General features: G+C 51.1%; 17 protein-coding genes. 12 read left to right on the plus strand and 5 right to left on the minus strand.

The genetic code is table 11. The features are described 5' to 3' along the window. Window positions 1–264 precede the first annotated feature (264 nt). The 5 genes from GGR27_RS05330 to GGR27_RS05350 all read left to right on the plus strand — a co-directional run bounded on the left by GGR27_RS05330 (window position 265) and on the right by GGR27_RS05350 (window position 5,719). The gene (locus GGR27_RS05330) at window positions 265–1,131 is read left to right on the plus strand and encodes a universal stress protein (protein ID WP_168036335.1); all 867 of its coding nucleotides are present in this window, start codon (window positions 265–267) and stop codon (window positions 1,129–1,131) included. 418 nt (window positions 1,132–1,549) lie between these two features. Further along, window positions 1,550–2,461 carry a universal stress protein gene (locus tag GGR27_RS05335; RefSeq protein WP_168036336.1) on the plus strand — a complete coding sequence of 304 codons (912 nt, stop codon included), beginning with the start codon at window positions 1,550–1,552 and terminating at the stop codon, window positions 2,459–2,461. A gap of 365 nt (window positions 2,462–2,826) precedes the next feature. After that, on the plus strand, window positions 2,827–3,675 hold the full coding sequence (locus GGR27_RS05340) for a universal stress protein (protein ID WP_168036337.1): 849 nt from the start codon (window positions 2,827–2,829) through the stop codon (window positions 3,673–3,675). 193 nt (window positions 3,676–3,868) lie between these two features. Then, entirely contained in the window at window positions 3,869–4,774 is a 906-nt protein-coding gene (locus tag GGR27_RS05345) for a universal stress protein (protein WP_168036338.1), read from the plus strand. 60 nt (window positions 4,775–4,834) lie between these two features. Beyond that, window positions 4,835–5,719 carry an NmrA family NAD(P)-binding protein gene (locus tag GGR27_RS05350; RefSeq protein ID WP_168036339.1) on the plus strand — a complete coding sequence of 295 codons (885 nt, stop codon included), beginning with the start codon at window positions 4,835–4,837 and terminating at the stop codon, window positions 5,717–5,719. A gap of 173 nt (window positions 5,720–5,892) precedes the next feature. On the opposite strand, the gene GGR27_RS05355 is transcribed toward GGR27_RS05350, so the two are convergent. Both GGR27_RS05355 and GGR27_RS05360 read right to left on the minus strand, forming a co-directional pair. Next, complete coding sequence (locus GGR27_RS05355) at window positions 5,893–6,528, minus strand: DsbA family protein (protein WP_168036340.1); 636 nt, start codon at window positions 6,526–6,528, stop codon at window positions 5,893–5,895. A 272-nt stretch (window positions 6,529–6,800) separates the two neighbouring features. Further along, window positions 6,801–7,064 (minus strand): chaperone modulator CbpM, encoded by a 264-nt coding sequence (locus tag GGR27_RS05360; RefSeq protein WP_168036341.1) that lies wholly within the window; start codon window positions 7,062–7,064, stop codon window positions 6,801–6,803. 397 nt (window positions 7,065–7,461) lie between these two features. Here GGR27_RS05360 and GGR27_RS05365 point away from each other — a divergent pair, with 397 nt between their 5' ends. The 6 genes from GGR27_RS05365 to GGR27_RS05390 all read left to right on the plus strand — a co-directional run bounded on the left by GGR27_RS05365 (window position 7,462) and on the right by GGR27_RS05390 (window position 13,303). After that, window positions 7,462–7,980 (plus strand): AAA family ATPase, encoded by a 519-nt coding sequence (locus GGR27_RS05365; protein WP_168036342.1) that lies wholly within the window; start codon window positions 7,462–7,464, stop codon window positions 7,978–7,980. After that, a complete protein-coding gene (locus tag GGR27_RS05370) occupies window positions 7,961–8,995 on the plus strand; it encodes a hypothetical protein (RefSeq protein ID WP_168036343.1) in 1,035 nt (344 codons plus the stop codon). Before GGR27_RS05365 ends, GGR27_RS05370 begins: the two co-directional genes overlap by 20 nt. 355 nt (window positions 8,996–9,350) lie before the next feature. Beyond that, window positions 9,351–10,109: an SDR family NAD(P)-dependent oxidoreductase gene (locus GGR27_RS05375; RefSeq protein WP_168036344.1), complete on the plus strand. Its 759-nt coding sequence runs from the start codon at window positions 9,351–9,353 to the stop codon at window positions 10,107–10,109. A gap of 13 nt (window positions 10,110–10,122) precedes the next feature. After that, window positions 10,123–11,202, plus strand: coding sequence for an efflux RND transporter periplasmic adaptor subunit (locus tag GGR27_RS05380; RefSeq protein ID WP_168036345.1), 1,080 nt, complete (start codon window positions 10,123–10,125; stop codon window positions 11,200–11,202). A 1-nt stretch (window position 11,203) separates the two neighbouring features. Further along, window positions 11,204–12,463: an ABC transporter permease gene (locus tag GGR27_RS05385; protein ID WP_168036346.1), complete on the plus strand. Its 1,260-nt coding sequence runs from the start codon at window positions 11,204–11,206 to the stop codon at window positions 12,461–12,463. Window positions 12,464–12,622: 159 nt separating this feature from the next. After that, entirely contained in the window at window positions 12,623–13,303 is a 681-nt protein-coding gene (locus GGR27_RS05390) for an ABC transporter ATP-binding protein (protein ID WP_168036347.1), read from the plus strand. Between the two features lie 405 nt (window positions 13,304–13,708). Here GGR27_RS05390 and GGR27_RS05395 read toward each other — a convergent pair whose 3' ends face one another. From GGR27_RS05395 to GGR27_RS05405, 3 genes are all read right to left on the minus strand, one after another. Further along, window positions 13,709–13,915 carry a YgaP family membrane protein gene (locus GGR27_RS05395; protein WP_168036348.1) on the minus strand — a complete coding sequence of 69 codons (207 nt, stop codon included), beginning with the start codon at window positions 13,913–13,915 and terminating at the stop codon, window positions 13,709–13,711. Window positions 13,916–13,978: 63 nt separating this feature from the next. After that, window positions 13,979–14,767 carry an ROK family protein gene (locus GGR27_RS05400; RefSeq protein ID WP_168036349.1) on the minus strand — a complete coding sequence of 263 codons (789 nt, stop codon included), beginning with the start codon at window positions 14,765–14,767 and terminating at the stop codon, window positions 13,979–13,981. A gap of 187 nt (window positions 14,768–14,954) precedes the next feature. Beyond that, window positions 14,955–15,818, minus strand: coding sequence for a universal stress protein (locus GGR27_RS05405; RefSeq protein ID WP_168036350.1), 864 nt, complete (start codon window positions 15,816–15,818; stop codon window positions 14,955–14,957). A gap of 301 nt (window positions 15,819–16,119) precedes the next feature. On the opposite strand from GGR27_RS05405, the gene GGR27_RS05410 reads away from it, so the two are divergent. Beyond that, the gene (locus GGR27_RS05410) at window positions 16,120–16,986 is read left to right on the plus strand and encodes a universal stress protein (RefSeq protein ID WP_168036351.1); all 867 of its coding nucleotides are present in this window, start codon (window positions 16,120–16,122) and stop codon (window positions 16,984–16,986) included. The last annotated feature ends 162 nt before the right edge of the window (window positions 16,987–17,148 follow it).

Below are 17,148 nucleotides of genomic sequence, written 5' to 3' on the forward strand. Positions count from 1 at the left end.
ACAATTTCGCCTTCGGCTTCACGGCAGAGGACGCTCCAAGGTCCTCAAGTAGAATTTTAGAACCTTGGAGCGTCTCGAAACTAAAGCGTAGCGAAGGGTTTCGAGTCCTCCAAGCGTCCAATTTGAAAATGTCCAGTAGTGTGCACAAGCACATAAAAAGTGCGCTTATATCGTCCGTGTTTTTTGTGTTCAAAACTCAGCTCAACGCGTGCTGGAAAACACCGGGCAGACAGTATTAATTAATGGCGTAAAATATCGTACAAAATGAAAAAGATCATTGTCCCCATCGATTTTTCCGACACCTCCGCGAACGCCCTACGCTACGCTTGTTACCTCGCGGACGTCACTTGCTACGACCTCGAGGCCGTGCACGCCTACGATGGCTACGACGAGCAGGGCACTGATTTCATAGTCGTGCGCGGGAGCGCGCACGTCCACCAGCGTATCCACCAACGCGTTGCTGATTTCGTAGCCGATAATTCGTCCGTCGTTACCCTCTCCGGCATTCCCGATGTCACCGACGAATCGCCTTCCATCGTAGTTCGGGACATTATCGGCAGTGCCGTACGGGTACTACTGGATCAGAGTGAACGGGAGGACGTAGCGTTCATCGTGATGGGCGGCGTTGGCTCCGGGCGGGATAGTAGGGTTACCCCGGTATTCGGGAGCGTGGCCAGAGCGGTCACCCAGCGGGCGAAGTGCCCGGTTTTATTGATTCCCGCGAATGCCGGCACCCCAAAAATTAACGTGGCCGCCATCGCCTTCGATACCGTCACCAGGCTGGAAGCACTCAGTAGCAAAACTAAACTACTGCGTAACGCACTTGCTCTGCGGATGCACTTCGTCCACGTTGAGCACCGGGACGATTCGAAGGAACGGACCACCGAAAAGAAGCTATTAACAAATATGGTGGCGGGGCACTTTCCCGAATATGACGTCGAAGTAGACATTCTCCCGGCCGGTGACCCCAGCGATCGCCTGCTCGATTATACCCTGGAGCGAGACGTTGACCTATTAATTCTCGGCCGGCGCAAATCCAATGCTTTTCTGCGGTTCTTCGTGAGCTCCGCGTCATCCGTTTTAGCCGGGGAGGGCGGCCTGCCCATGCTCATCGTTCCCCTTGATGAATAATTCACGGCTATTCGAAAGTTTATTTAAATCATTATCATCACTCCTTTGCGCGGCCGCGGGTGCAAAGAAAATACGCCGGAGCGGTGGATTGTGGCGTATTCCCCTGGCTCAACCAATAAACAGGGCACCTGTGACCGCGCATGCCCTCCCTATTCACTGATGTTAAGTAGGTTATTTCGCCACATAAACACAAAAGCACAAAAATTGGTGTACGGCTATGCCGAAGCACCTTTTACTTACTTTTGTGTGTTTTTACGTTTATGTGGCATAATCCGGTTGCGTAAGGTCAGTTATTCATTAAGAATCATCACGCGCCCTGTCATATATCACCTTATTCGGTCGGTATTGTCTCTATCTTATTTGGCAAGAGCCAAGTTATATCGATTTAATCAATAACTCTGACAAAACTAGCCAAACCATGAGTACTTTAATTGTAGCCGTTGACTTTTCCAAAACCTCCGCTTCCGCCGTAACCTTTGGTTGCTACCTGGCGGAAACCCTTAACCTTACTTTAGAGATTGTCCACTACATCGATCCGTTACGGAGTGGCGATAAGCTATTCACTTCCAATGATTACGAATTACGACGAAATGAATTAGAACCCGAACTAGAAGCCTTTGCCCGAAAACACTGCAAACCAGCCGTAGAAAAAGCGACCGGCTACGCCAGGCAGATGACCGCCTTCAACATATCGACCATTACCGGCGACGCCGCACGTGGCTTACTGAAACGCACGAAGGAGCCTAATACAGCGCTCGTCGTACTGGGTGGCGTCGGTGCGGGGGCGGGCGCGCACCCGCCGGGGTATTACGGAAGCGTAGCGAATACCGTGGCGCTGGACGGTAAGTGTCCGGTGATCTTAATTCCGCGCGATTATGGTCCGGTGACGGTTGAACGCTTAGCCATTGCGTTTGACGAGGCTTCCGAAGTACTGAAAATCAGTAGTTTCGCTCGTTCCGTTATTCGGGCGCTGAAGCCAGACGTTCGATTCGTCCACGTCAAGGAGCATGATTGGAAGTGGGAGTTTGATAACGAAAACGAGTTCCTTTCCCTGGCCTGGGGGCCGGATTTTCCAAGTTATACCTTCCATTTCGATGCCATCGAGGAAGGCATCATGGTGGGAGATTTGCTGGATTATTCGCTAATCCACCGCATCGATTTACTCGTCATCGGAGGCAAGCGACGGGGATTCTGGCGTAATTTATTTGATTCTAAAAATATCATGGGTATCGTTAAAGAAGCAAAAGTGCCTTTGCTGATCGTACCTTTCATGAAGCCTAAGGGAAAAGACGAATTGGTGCGTGACCATAAATTAGTCGAATATAATTAACCCAAGGCCAGCGCCCGACGAAACCGATTATTTTAAGTAATAGGACAATATTATCGTAACATTTTGACGAGCGCAGCGAGCTGCCTCATCTCCCCTCTACCTTTGGACCTCCGTAGGAAGCAGCGAAGCTAAAGGGGCCGGGGGAGAGGGTTGTAAGATGTATGTTTAATATTGTCCAAGCACTTACCTCACCACTTTAATTTATTAGCTGACACGCAACCAGATTTTGCCACATAAACACAGAACCACAAAAGCGTAGGCGAAAGATGCTTCGGCGTAGCCGAAAAGAGTTTTTCCGTGCTTTTGTGTTTATGTGGCTGATTAATCTGCGAAATATCAATTATTAGTTCAAAATTATCCACTTCATGCAATCGATCGATTCCATACTTGTCCCGCTCGACCTATCAAAGGTATCCGCCAACGCACTTCGCTACGCGCTCCGCCTCGCCGACCAACTGGACGCCGGCATCGACTTGCTTCACGTCGTCCCCGACGACAACGGCAGCTTACTTTCCGTAAGCCTGACGGCGCAACACGTCGAAAACAGTAAGGAGAAAATGATGGATTTCTTTACGCAGGCGGTGACCGCCACGTCCGGCCAGTTGCAACACATCCCCGCCGTTCAGTCCTACGCCGTTGTCGGCAACGTCCGCGCTACCATCCTCCGCCACGCCAAAAACCGGGGCACCGGCCTGATCGTGATGGGTACCGACGGAGCCGATGACTTCGCCCGTTCCCTGTTCGGAACGAATACATCCCACCTCGTTAATAAAGCCGTTTGCCCGGTGCTGATCGTACCAAAGGGTTTCGCCTTTCGTCCACTCCATTCCATTTGCTACGCTACCGATTTAACGCACATCAATACTTTTAAGGCCGGTTTCCTAGTGAAAACCTTGCGAGTATTCGAGCCCCGGCTGGATTTTGTCCACGTAAAGCAGGGTAAGGACACCAAGGCGGAATTCGACATCGCATTACTACGCCAGCTATTTGACCGACCGGGCTCGGCGGCCGGGACCGGATTTCACGTATTAAAAAATAGCGACGTTGCGGAAGAAATCTTTGCTTATGCGGAAGCGAATAATTCGGACCTGGTCGTCATGCACCGCCCCCACCACGGCTGGCTGAGTCGCTTATTCTTTAAAAGCACGACGCACGATGCCGCGTTGGAGACCACCAGGCCGCTGCTTATTTTACCGGATGAAACGGATGAGTAGGCGGAGATATTTCTAGGCTACTTATTGCGGTTGCGACTACCCATTGTTTTCAGGATAAAAGTTTGGCGTGGACGCGGGTGCAAAGTAAGTCAGAACGATCTGGCTTGCCACGTAGATCATACTATCTAATGATTTAAATCATCTTTTTATCGACCTGTGTTCACTATTTTATGTAGTAATAAATCACCTCCCGATGAATAAAATTAAATCTATTTTGGTACCGGTCGACTTTTCAGCGATCTCCGCCAACACCTTTCAGTATGCGCTCAGGTTTGCCGACCGCATCGACGCCCGTATCTATCTACTATTCGCCATTCCGCCGAGCACCGCGAGCCCGGGATATGGCTCCTTCGTCAATTCGCTACGGATCAGAATCGAAGATGATGCCAAAAAGGATATGACCGACTTCTATCTCGATGGCCTGGCGGCGGCGGCTCCCGACCTGCGCAACACACCGGTCGTAGATACCTTAATTGCGGTATCCTATTTACAGAGTGCGATTCACCACCACGTGAAGCACAAAGACGTTCAGCTTGTGATTATGGGGACGAACGGTCGCCAGGATGCCTGGGACGATTTGCTTGGTACGAACACCAGTTCTCTGGTCGCTAAATTACCCTGCCCGGTTTTGATCGTTCCGAACGGTGTTTCGTACACCCCCATCCAACACCTCTGCTACGCGACCAACTTAACGGATCCCATTATTTTTCAGGCAGGCCACCTCCAAAGGATACTGCGGGCGTTCAATCCCGTGATGCACTTCTTACACGTAAAACGGCCGGGGATAAAGGGAATCGCGGTGTTCGACCTGGATTCGTTGATCGATATCTTCGAAAGCCCGGAAGCGGCGGGCTTACATACCTTTGAAAGTGTTGAAGGCAAGGACGTAGTGGACGCTTTATTTGAGTATGCCGACGAGCATAATTACGATCTGGTCGTGATGAACCGCCCGAAAAAGGACTTTTTAACGCGTCTGTTTGATGGCAGTAATACTAAGCAAGCAGCCTTCAGGGCTACGCTTCCGCTATTGATCATTAGACCATCTGATTTACGGTCCGTAGCCAACCTGGCTTCTCAGGAGGCTGCAGCGTCGACTTAATCGCCGATAGTTCATAATTTAGCGCGTGTTTGAACCTAACGCACGATTAAATACTAACTTATGATAAAGGTGCTGGTTACGGGAGCTACCGGGAATATTGGTACGGAAGTGATCCGTTATCTGAGCGCGCTGGATAGTGACATCGACGTTGTGGCGGCAGTCAGGGACCTTAATGGAGGAAAAGACGATTTACGTGAGTTTGCTGGTTTAACGTTCAGGAAGTTTGACTTCACGAAGCCCTTTACCTTCCCGGGCGCGCTGGCTGAAATAGACATCGTCTTCCTACTTCGCCCGCCCCAGATATCCGCTATTGATAAAATCATCCGTCCGTTTCTACGCTCGGTCCGGGACACTGGTATTCATAAAATCGTATTCCTCTCGGTGCAAGGAGCTGAAAAAAGCGGCGTCATTCCCCACAAAAAAATAGAAAAGGCGATCGAGTTACTTGGCTTCGAGTACATATTCGTGCGCCCAAGCTACTTCATGCAAAATCTTACGACAACGCTACTACCCGAGATCGAGAGGAGCCGAACGATAACGTTACCCGCCGGCGGGGCCACATTTAACTGGGTTGATGTCAGAAACATCGGTGAGTGCTGCGCGACGCTAATCAATGATTTTGACGTCTATGCTAATCAAGTAATTGAGATAACGGGAAGTGAGAACAGAAGCTTCCGTGAAGTCGCTAAGTTGATGAGTACGATTCTTGGCACGAGAATAACTTTCAAGAACAAGAATCCAATATCGTTTATGATAGGAAAGGCAAGTGGGGGAATGAGCTTCGGGCGGGCGATGGTATTGACGGTGGTCCATTTCGTGTCTCGGTTTCAGGAAGAACCCAACATCTCACTGGCGGTCAAGGAACTGACGGGCAACGATCCGACTACGCTCCAAGAATTTCTCCAGCGAGAGAAGCGTAAATTTCTCGTCAGTCAGCGTGAGTAGCGATATTTTGGCCGTGCTGCGGCGTAGTAATTTCAAATTCATTCGCTAATCAAATGTAGGAGCAGAGGCGATGACGGTTCAATTCGACAGCACCTAATGTATATCACGACCGCCGCTGACCGCCATCATGCGAAATCCCGATCCGTGTCGATAATTTCCTCATTGAATTAATACTAATTTAATCCAAGAATCGCCTCCCAAGTCTTCTCCAACTGCGCCAAATCGGTGTACCCCCGCGCGATGGCATAGCGTTTCCCGTCGCCAGCTTCAGCGATGAGCGTTGGGAACCCCGTCACGCCAAAGGAATTTGACTTACTAAAATCATCTTGCGCAAGCAGTTGATAACGTTCGGATTGCATGTCTCTTACAAACTCGTCCCGATCAAAACCGTACTTTTCCGCGCGCAAACCGTATGCATCGATATCCGTAGGTTGAATGCCGTCGTAATAGATTGCCTTTTGCAGTACGGCCGCGTAGTCAAGCGCATTTTCCGGGTACTTATCCTTGACGATGCTCAACGCGACCGCCGGAGGAACACTCGTGAATATTGCCGAGCCTTCCGCCAGGGTACCATCGAGAAAAGATTCTCCGAACGTAACCTGGCAGCGGTTTTCAACGTCTTTGTACGCCGTTTTGATGTAGCCCGCCACTTCGCCGATCGGGCCGATACGGTCGCCGGTGATCATTCCTCCGGAGATGACTTCGAGGCCGATTTCCGTGCGGTGTTTTGCGTAAAATGTCGTCATCACGGAGCTGAATCCGTAGCACCAGCCGCAGAGCGCGTCGTAGCAGTAGTATAGCTTTGTCATGAGAGCAGAAGGTGATGCGGGGAAGAATAGTTCTTCGAAGGCTACCGTGAATACCGGGCTAAAAGGGAGCGTGAAAGCGTGAAAAGATGTTGGGGAAGATAAATAGCTTGCTGTTGTGTTACTAACTGATGTTACGTAGATTATTTCGCCACATAAACACGAAAGCACAAAAATCGGTGTACGGCTACGCCGTAGCACCGTTTACTTACTCTTGTGTGTTTTTTGTGTTTATGTGGCATAATCCGGTTGCGTAAGGTCAGTTACTAATCAATTCATACTTCAATACGGTCGAAACGGCGTGCATCCAGTTGTTCTAGCAAGTTTAGGATGATATCGATCCCTACGGCGTTGACCCCCAGGTCAAGGTGAATACGTAGCGCACGCTCCAGCCGGGAAATTTCTGAATAGGGAATCAGCACTAGGCCATTTTCGTAATGGGTTTCAAAAATACCTTGCTCCGCGAATTCTTCGATTATGACGGTACTACAGCCGTGAAAATCACAGAATTGAGCGACGGTGAGGTGGGATAGTGACATAATGGACTGGTTGTACTGCTAACTGCCTTGACGAAACCAGATTTTGCCACAAAAACACAGAACCACGAAAGCGTTGGAAAAGCGTGATTCGGCGTAGCCGAAAAGAGTTTTCCGTGCTTTTGTGTTTTGCTTCGCGGTACTTCGTGCTATGTAGCGAAAAAATCTGCGTAACATCAATTACTAAAGATAAGGATGCACCAACGCAATAGAGATACAATTTGCGGCAACTAAACGGCAAGCGCCCTGATGTTCATCATCAAGGACAATGAGTTTTATCAGTAAAGCACCGCCCGTTAGGTGGCACCTTTATGAGGTACCCGTCCCTACTCCGTCAGGACGGCCACTCCTGATGACTCGCAGCCTAGTGAAGGATTTTCACTAGGCCTCAAACCCGAACATGAACAGTGCAAAATTGATCATGGTAGTCGGTCTACCCGGGACGGGCAAATCAACCCTTTCCCGCAAACTGGCCGTGGAGATTGGAGCGGAACACCTGAATAGTGATGTGATCCGGGCGGAACTGGGGTTGCGTGGACAATACACCCCGACGGACAAAGCACGAGTTTACCAGGCATTGATAGAACGTACCGAAACCCTATTAAGCGCCGGCACGTCGGTAATCGTGGATGCAACCCTCTACCGGAAAGATCTACGACGCCCCTACCAGAAATTAGCCCGCCGGCTAGCGTGCCCGATCAGTTGGATTGAGCTGAACGCCAACGAAGAAACGATCGAAAGACGCGTAGAGAAACAGCGAACCTTTAGTGAAGCCGACCTGGCGGTGTACCAAAAAATTAGAGCGCGTTACGAATCTTTAACGGCACCTCATCTTCGCTTAGGGCCCGAATTTGCCCCACTCGAATCGATGGTAACGGTAGCCAAAAAATACATGAATTATGAACAGACAACAACTTAACCTTTTACGAAAAAACCCCGACCTGAAAAATGCGGAACTAATAGAAACGCATATTTCCTGGCTACTTTTGACGCCGCACAAGGTGTACAAAATGAAGAAAGATGTACAGTTTTCTTTTTTAGACTTTTCAACCCTGGATAAACGCAAATTTTATTGCGAACGCGAGCTGAAACTTAATCGGCGGACCGCTCCCGATATGTACGAAGCCGTTGTAGCGGTAAATCCAATCGGTGGTGGTCTAGAGTTTGGTGCTTATCAGGATAATTCCATCGACTACGCCATTAGGATGCGACGGGTAGACAAGCGGTGGGAAATGGCCGGGATGCTCGAACGGGGAGAAGTAACGACGGCACACATCGACCGACTCGCCGACCAGCTCGCTGCCTTCCACCAGCACGCTACGATGGATAAATCGCTTTTCAACCCCATCAAAGCGCTCGACGCGTTCAGCGACATTGGTAACTATGTTGAATTATTCAACGCGCAAATCGGTCCTGCGAAAACGGATCGGATCATGAGTAGTATAAGGATCGCCAGAACTTTCCTGCACAAACACCGCCAAAGATTTCACTGTCGCCGAATCCTGGGCTTTACGGTAGAAGGCCACGGAGACTTACACGCCAGCAACGTATTCCTGGAGCACGGCCAACCGATCCTTTTTGACTGTATTGAGTTCAACGATGCGTTCCGAAAAATAGACGTGCTGGATGAGGTTGCCTTTCTGTGCGTCGATCTCGAAGCCGCCGGAAGAGCTGATCTTTCGGAACGTTTTGCGACGAGCTATCAATCCGCTAACCGTAGCCTGCTGACGGAAGAAGATGAGCAAATGTTCAATTATTATAAATGCTACCGGGCTAGTGTTCGCCTAAAGGTCACCGCGATTAAATTAGATCATCTGCCTGGTGAGGCCCACGCGGGTAAACTCTTGTGTCAACTGCGCCGGTATCGGGAAATTTACCATAGGTACGTTAGTAAACTACAAACGTACGCGCACGAACCTTTAGCGCACGTCTAACGAACCACCCTTGCACCTGCGACCGCGCCCTATTGATCATTAGATATCTAATCTTACGCACCTAGTATAATTACTGAGCACGAAAGATTGGTTTTTGACACCGAAAGCACAAAAGGAAGAAAAAACACAAAGCAAAAGCTAGCGAAATCAGCGTGCTCACACCATTTTGTGCTTATGTCCTGTTTTGTGCCTTTTGTGTTCCACTTTTTTACGATTAGAAAAATCCCCTTGCGTCAGGTCAGCTAATTACGTAAATAGGGTTGATGATCTCAATGCTGGCGCATAGCATGCTTTATGCTCAATTTTTGAGCATCGAGTTAATATTTTCAGACACAAGCTATTTAAATTAAAACCCATGAATAGATTAAAAGATAAAGTAGCCATCATCACCGGAGGGGCCAACGGCATCGGCCTGGCTACGGCCAAGCGCTTTCTCCGCGAAGGTGCCAAAGTAATGATCGTAGACAATAATACAACGGCGTTGAAGAAGGCGACGGAAGAATTAGCCTCGCCCCACCTCCAACACTGCCGGGCGGATGTGTCGCAGAAGGCGGACGTAGAGAAATACGTCGACGCTACGCTGTCCGCTTTTGGGAATATCGATGTATTCTTTAACAATGCGGGCATCGAAGGCGCGGTAAGCCCGATAGCGACTTACCCCGAAGATGAATTCGACCGGGTGATGGCCGTTAACGTCAAGGGTGTTTGGTTAGGTTGCCAGTGCGTTATTCCGAAAATGCGCCCGGGCGGGAGCGTGATCATTACGTCATCGGTCGCCGGCCTCAGGGGATTTGCCAACCTGGGGGCTTATGCGGTGAGCAAACACGCTGAAGTGGGGATCATGCGGGTGGCCGCCGTGGAGAACGCGGACCGGAAGATCCGGGTGAACAGCATTCACCCCGGCCCCGTGGAAACGCAGATGATGCGCCACATCGAGGGGAAACTCGGCGGGGATGCGCCGGATAAGGCTAAGGATGGATTCGAGTCGCAAATACCCTTTGGCCGGTACGCGCTTGCGGAAGAAATTGCCGACTTGGTGCTTTTCCTGAGTTGCGACGAAAGCAAATACATCACCGGCAACACCCACGTGATCGACGGAGGTATGCACGTGTAATAAATATAGCAACATGAAAACCGTTGAATTATTTCTATTATTCCTGTTACTCAACGGTTGTGCCAAAGAAACTCCGGGCATCCACCCCGGCCTTACGACCATTACCGAGGCGGTGTACGGAACGGCGACGGTAGTACCTAATGAAGCGTACACGGTATTTTCTTCCGTAAATGGAATTATTGAGCGAAGTCATCTTGTGGAAGGAGCTCTGATCGAAGAGAACGATGAGCTTTTCCGAATTAGCACCGACCGGGCGCAGCTCGCTCGTAAGAAAGCCACGCAAAACCTCGCGCGCGCCCGCGAAAGCTACCGGGGCGACGCGGCAATACTGAAGGAAATGGAAGATCGGCTGCAATCCGCGGCCATGAGCCTGACACAAGATTCCCTGAATTACCGGCGCCAGGGACGTTTGTGGCGGCAAAATATTGGTTCGAAGCAGGCATTTGAAATGACCGAGCTGAAGTACAAAACTACCCGTAGCCAGATTGACGAACTCCACCGAGCCTACGCACGAACTCAGCGGGAACTCGCGGACCAATTTGACCTGGCTGGAACCGACCTAGAAATCAGCGGGCAACAATACGCTGAATACGTCACCCACGCGAAAATGGGTGGCACCGTGTACGAAGTGTTGGTGCGGGAAGGAGAATCCGTCACCACCCAGACGCCGGTTGCGCGCATCGGTAGTACGGATGATTTCATTCTTGAATTACTGATCGACGAGGTGGATATTCCGAAAGTATTAATCGGGCAAAACGTAGTAGTTATCCTAGATGCTTACCGCGATGAGCCCTACAAAGCCGTAATCACCCGAATTCTTCCCCACAAGGACGATCGCTCGCAGACTTTCACCGTGGAAGCAAGTTTTACGAAGTCTCCGAAACAATTATATGATGGGCTTAGCGGTGAAGCCAACGTCATCATCTCCCGGCGGGAAAACACCCTAATCTTGCCAACGGAGTTCATCGGGCCCGACAATCAAGTGTTCACCGCGGACGGCGCGCAAAGCGTCGTTACCGGCATTTCCGACCTCCGGTATACGGAGATCATCAGTGGTTTGGATACCAACGCACTCGTCTATCAACCGGAATAAGATGGACCTGCAACTACTGTTTTACATCGCGGGAAAGCACTTGTTCAGTCGGTTAAAGCAATCACTGGTCGCCGCGCTGGGCGTCACCATCGGCATCGGTATGTTCATCACCCTCAGCACTTTTATGACGGGCCTGAACGGGCTGCTCGACGGACTATCGCTGGACCGCACCCCGCACATTCACCTCTACAAAGAGATCGGGCCATCGGAACGACAACCACTGGCGTTCAGCGCAGCGTACGCGGACGATCTCTTACTCATTCATTCCATAAAACCAAAGCGGCGGCAAAGCAGGATTGCCTCCGCCACTTCCATGATCAAAAGTATTCGGTCTTACCCCGAGGTCAGGGGGGTAAGCCCGCACGTTCGGTCGCAGGTATTCTACAGCGCCGGGGCCGTCGACCTGAACGGAGTCGTTTCGGGTATCGACGTTGCGGAAGAGGTACGGCTTTTCCCGTTGGAAGATTACATCGTGGCCGGTAGCACGGACGCGCTGAAAAGGGATGAGAATGCCATCATTCTCGGCCATGGGGTAGCTAGAAAATTGAGCACGGATATTGACGGCAGGGTGCAACTACTCAGCACCGAGGGTAACCGCCTTCCACTGAAGGTAGTCGGTCTGTACCAGAGCGGCCTGGCGGACGTAGACGACACCCAGAGTTACGTCAACATTGGCACCGCCCGTAGGCTCCTCGGTGAGCGCACCGGTTACGTGACTGACATTAACGTCAAGTTGTACGACATCGAAAACGCCTTACCGCTCGCCGAGCACTTTGCCTCACTTTACAACATCAAGGCGGTGGATATCGGGACGGCCAATGCGCAATTTGAAACCGGCACCAGTATCCGTAACCTGATCACTTACGTCGTTTCCATCACATTGCTCGTGGTGGCGGGGTTCGGAATTTATAATATCCTCAATATGTTTATCCGGGAGAAGATGAACGACATTGCTATTCTCAAGGCGATCGGGTTTTCGGGGAGGGAAGTCAAAATGATTTTTATGATTCAGGCGCTGGCGATCGGGCTTTTTGGCGGCGTGATGGGGTTGTTACTCGGGTGGGGGCTTTCCGTACTGATCGACCATACGCCTTTCGAAATGGAGGCGCTACCGACCATCACTACGTATCCGGTCAACATCGCCCCCATCTACTTCGTGATTGGTTTTGCGTTCGCGGTCGTTGCGTCTTACTTCGCGGGTTATCTGCCGGCGAACAAGGCGAGGAAAATGGACCCGGTGGATGTGCTTCGGGGGCAATGAGTTAGATTGAGTGTTTGATTGGTATTAGCCAGTCGTACTAAGAAAACCTCTTCCCCGTTAGCTGCGCTGCTGCCTACGAAAGTCCAGAAGCGGAAGGGGGGGAAACGTAGCAAAACGTTGGAGTATGAGAAATATCACAATAAATTTATTTGATTATTCATGAATAAGAAATCAGTCATCCGCGCCACCGGCATTAATAAGCATTTTTATACGCCGACGGACTATCACGTGCTGCGGGATGTATCCTTTGACGTGCACGCCGGAGAGTTCGTTTCCATCATGGGTAAATCCGGTAGTGGCAAGTCTACCCTGCTTTATATTCTGTCCACGATGGACACGGTTTACGAAGGTGAACTATTCCTGGACGACCGCAAAATCACCGGCTTGCCCGCGGCGGAGCTCTCGGCCGTCCGCAACGAGCACATCGGTTTTGTCTTTCAGTTTCATTACCTCCTGGAGGAGTTCACCGTCCTTGACAACGTTAGTCTTCCGGCCTGGAAGCTCGCGCGGAAATCCAGGGAAGAGATTCGTGCAGCTGCCACGGAGTTATTAAAACTACTCGACATCAGTAAGCTGGCGGATAAGCGGGCCTCCCGTATCTCCGGCGGCGAACGGCAGCGGGTGGCCATCGCCCGTGCCCTGATCAATTCGCCGACCATCATTATGGGTGATGAGCCGACGGGTAATTTGGATAGCAAGAATGCGGATAACGTACTGGCTATTTTCCGTGATCTAGTGACCGCTCGTGATTTGACGCTGCTTATCGTTACCCACGATCAGGATTTTGCTGATCGGACGGATCGGATTATCACTATGGAGGATGGACGGGTTTTGGTTTAGGGGGTTGGGGTTATTACCCAGGAATTTTGGGCGCGGCCGCGGGTGCAGGGAAAGAGAAGTTGAGAGGGTGTAAGTATGTAATTAGCAATTACCCAGCATCACTCGGCTGAATAGGAAACCTTATCAAAAGATACTTTACAACTTCCTACTGGTTGTTGGTCAGTGAGGTAAATCGCCTCTGCATGTTTGAGTTGATTACCTACAAAACAGGTTAACAACCATTTTTTTATTGGAGCTTTATTCAGTTTTCTTTGATTCACTAGAATAAATCCCCACCATGGTCTACGACAATCTACTTAGTCCTCCCCATCTCATACATCCTGTTTCTAATAAACTTCCCTGGCACCTGCGGCCGCGCCAAAACTTCTTAAAATGCCCCCAAAGAACTGTTCCGCTCAACAATCATCACGATTTCGTCGGGCAAGTACTAATACCCAGCATCGTGTACAGCGGGCAGTAGCCAAACATGACGGTGCCCAGGAGAACGGCGGAGAGCACCAGGCCGACCGTGCCCGAAACGCCGGAAATACTCCCGGTGTAATAAAGAATGAGGATGGCAAAGGCAACAATGATCCGGAGCCCCCGATCGATTTTACTCATATTGATTAGCATGACGAATGATTTTATTTAATAGTGGTTAAAAACAAATACCAACCTTATTTAAACAGCGATTAATTAGTTCATTGCGTTAATATCCATCATTCGTCGACAGTCAACGCGCGCGGGCGTAGGTGCCGGGCGGGGGGCCGGCTGCTCCCGGCGGTTCCAGAGGCGAGCGCCGCCCCTAATGCCCGTTTCATTGTTACTGAGCCGGACGTTGCCGGGCAGTAGAATATCCACGAGTCGGGCATTACCACCACTTAAATAGAGCCTATCGTAATTAAAGACGCGATGGAGGATATCGATCAAGCACGATATCCGGTCATTCCAGGCGGCCACGCCCAGCGATTCCAGGGCTGCTTCGCCAACGTACTGATCGTAATCGAGCTTGCCGTGTACCGGATGGTGGGCAATTTCGAAGTGGGGCAGCAGTTTCCCTTCCAGGAGCAGCGCCGTACCAAAGCCGGTGCCGAGGGTTGCGACCAACTCCAATCCTTTACCACTCGCGATACCGAGGCCCTGCAAATCCGCATCGTTGACGACGCGGACGGGTTTGCTAAAATGATCGGCTAGGATTCGTTGAAAATTCACGCCAGCCCAACACTCCGTCCCAAGATTCGGGGCGGTAAGGATGGTGCCATTACGCACGTAACCGGGGAAACCCACGGACATCAAGGCGAAGTCTTCTAGCTGATCCGCCAATTGCTGTACGGTCGCCACTATCTTTTGGGGAGACGGTGGTACTGGAGTAGCTATGGTCTGGTAAGCGGACGCGGGGGTTCCGTTAGGCTTGAGAAGAATAGCCTTGACGAAGGAGCCGCCAATGTCTACGCAGAGAATTTTTTTGTTGGGTATATTGAACATACGAATAGTGTTTAATGAGAAACTACCTTGGTTAAACAGACTGAATAACTATGTGTACTTACAATATACGGTTACGAACTAACCTACGCAAGTACCACGCGGAGCCGTGACGGATTATCGGTAAGCTTCAACGTAATAGGCTGAAGAGCGGTCTGTGATAAGCGGGTAATAACCACTGGTGTTATGTTCAGAATTCCTCGGTTTCCTCCCGAAAAATCAATAAGGGAAGGCTGGTCATCATGGCGGACTTCTTCGTATCGCTGTGGTAGAGTAGGCGCTCCCACCACTCTCGGTCCGACTTCACCATCACCAGCAGGTCGTGGGGAAGATTTTCCAGGTAAGCGAAGATGCCGGTGGTGGCGGCTGGTTGTTCTACTATTTTAAAGGTTCCCCCAACCCCGTTGCGGGGCCGTTCGAAAGCCTTTCGGAAGGTGGTGATCGATTCGTCGGTCTGCTTACTGTCCGGCAGGTGTACGTGGAGAAAGTCGATCCGTGGCTTGAAGGCGGAGAGCATACCCCCCAGGCGTTCCGCCCCGGCGATGTCGCTCTCCCGAAGGTTCGTGGCGAAACACACTGACTTAATCGGCCGGAATTCCGCCCTGGCGGGAAGGACGAGGAGCGGTTGTCGTACCTGGCCGACCATGAACGCGGAATTGGTACCAAAGAAGCGATCCCAGCCGTCCCGTGCACCCTTCGTGCCCATCACGATCAGGTCTATTTCTTCCGCGCCCACGTAATCAGCGATCCCCTTCCCCAACCCGAATGCGGTGATGGACGTATCGACCTCCGGCATCCGGTTCACCTCGCTACTCACGGCTAGTTTGCCGGCTGCGACGAAGGTGCTAATCTGTTGCTCCGCCCGCTGGTGCTCTTGCGGCAACGCATCGTAAGCACTATATCCGTAGCCCGCGATTGTCGGGATCGACGGTAGGCAGTGCAGCAGATGGACGGAGGCAGAAACCTTATCGGCCAGCCGCAGGGCATAGCGGTAGCTATTGGCGGATATCTCGCTAAAATCAACCGGCACCAGAATGGATTTAATTACGGACATAACTTTGATTTTATTGTTAGTAAAGTTGGGCCGGTAACGATTACATTTCGCTGACGGGCATCAGTGCAGGGGCTGATAAACGTCATGATTGCGGAAGCTTAGGTGGGCGCGGCCGCAGGTGCGAAGGAAGTGGGTGAAGGAGCAATGGACGCTCGGCTAGCTTTGCGCTTAACAAAATTTTCCCTGCACCCGCGACCGCGCACAAACAGGAGATACCAGCAGACAAGATCATTACCAGCACTGATTTTTATCACCAAACTATTGTTGAATAATCGACAGCTTATGGTTAAATGAATATGCCATGGAAAAAATCCTCGTCCCCACTGACTTCTCGCCTACCGCCGGTGCCGCGTTGCGCTACGCCTATTTCTTAGCGGAAGCCACCGGGCTCGGCGTGGAAGTATTACACGTTCACGATGGTTATGGCTACAGTGCATTTCGCCGCGCCAAAAAAGGCGGCCTGGAGGCGCGGGTGAATGCGCAGCGGAAACTCGATCGGTTCATCCGCTTCAACCTTAAGATCGTACCGGCGGTCGCCACCGGTGGTTTCACGGAGCCCGAAGTGAACGTCAGCAGCCGGGGGATCATCGGTAGCCCGACCAAAGCCCTGTTGATTGCCAGCCGGCGGGCGGACACCTGCATGATCGTGATGGGCGGCGTGGGATCGGGGGTGGCAGATGCCGCGACGCCTTTGTTCGGCAGCATAACCCGCAGGATCGCCGAGCGGGCCGCCTGCCCGGTGTTATTGGTGCCGGAAGGTTACGGCACGCCGGTAATGAAGCGCGCCGCTATTGCCTTTAATTGGATTGGCGCGCTACGGGAGACCAGCATTGGCTTCGACTTTCTCCGCGTTGCGTTGGGCCCCGCCATGCACCTGGTCCACGTACGGGATTTTATGCACGTAACCAAAATCCGTGAGGAGACGGCGCTGCTGGAGAAAATCCTGAATACCGAATTCCCGGGATACCCCGTACAGCTCGACTTACCCGAACCCGGCGTCACCGCCCCGCGCTTACTAGCCTACGCCCACGATAAAAAGATCGACCTGCTGGTAATGGGCCGACGGAACCGTAGCCTTTTCGAACGGCTTTTCCTCCGCTCGGAGATTGGTACCGTGCTGAAGAATGGTGGAACGCCGATGCTGGTTATTCCTATTTCACATGCTTGACTGCAGGATAATAACAGAGAGAAACACAAAATCCACAAAAGAAAAATTAAAAGCACATAAAAAATTAATGCGAATCATGGGCTAAATAAGCTCTAATTCATCCATTCTGCCAAGGATTGCGGCTGTTATTTTACCAAATGTATGAACCAGTAACCCTTGAGT

The sequence above is a fragment of the Neolewinella antarctica genome (genome assembly GCF_011927835.1).
Lineage (GTDB): Bacteria > Bacteroidota > Bacteroidia > Chitinophagales > Saprospiraceae > Neolewinella > Neolewinella antarctica.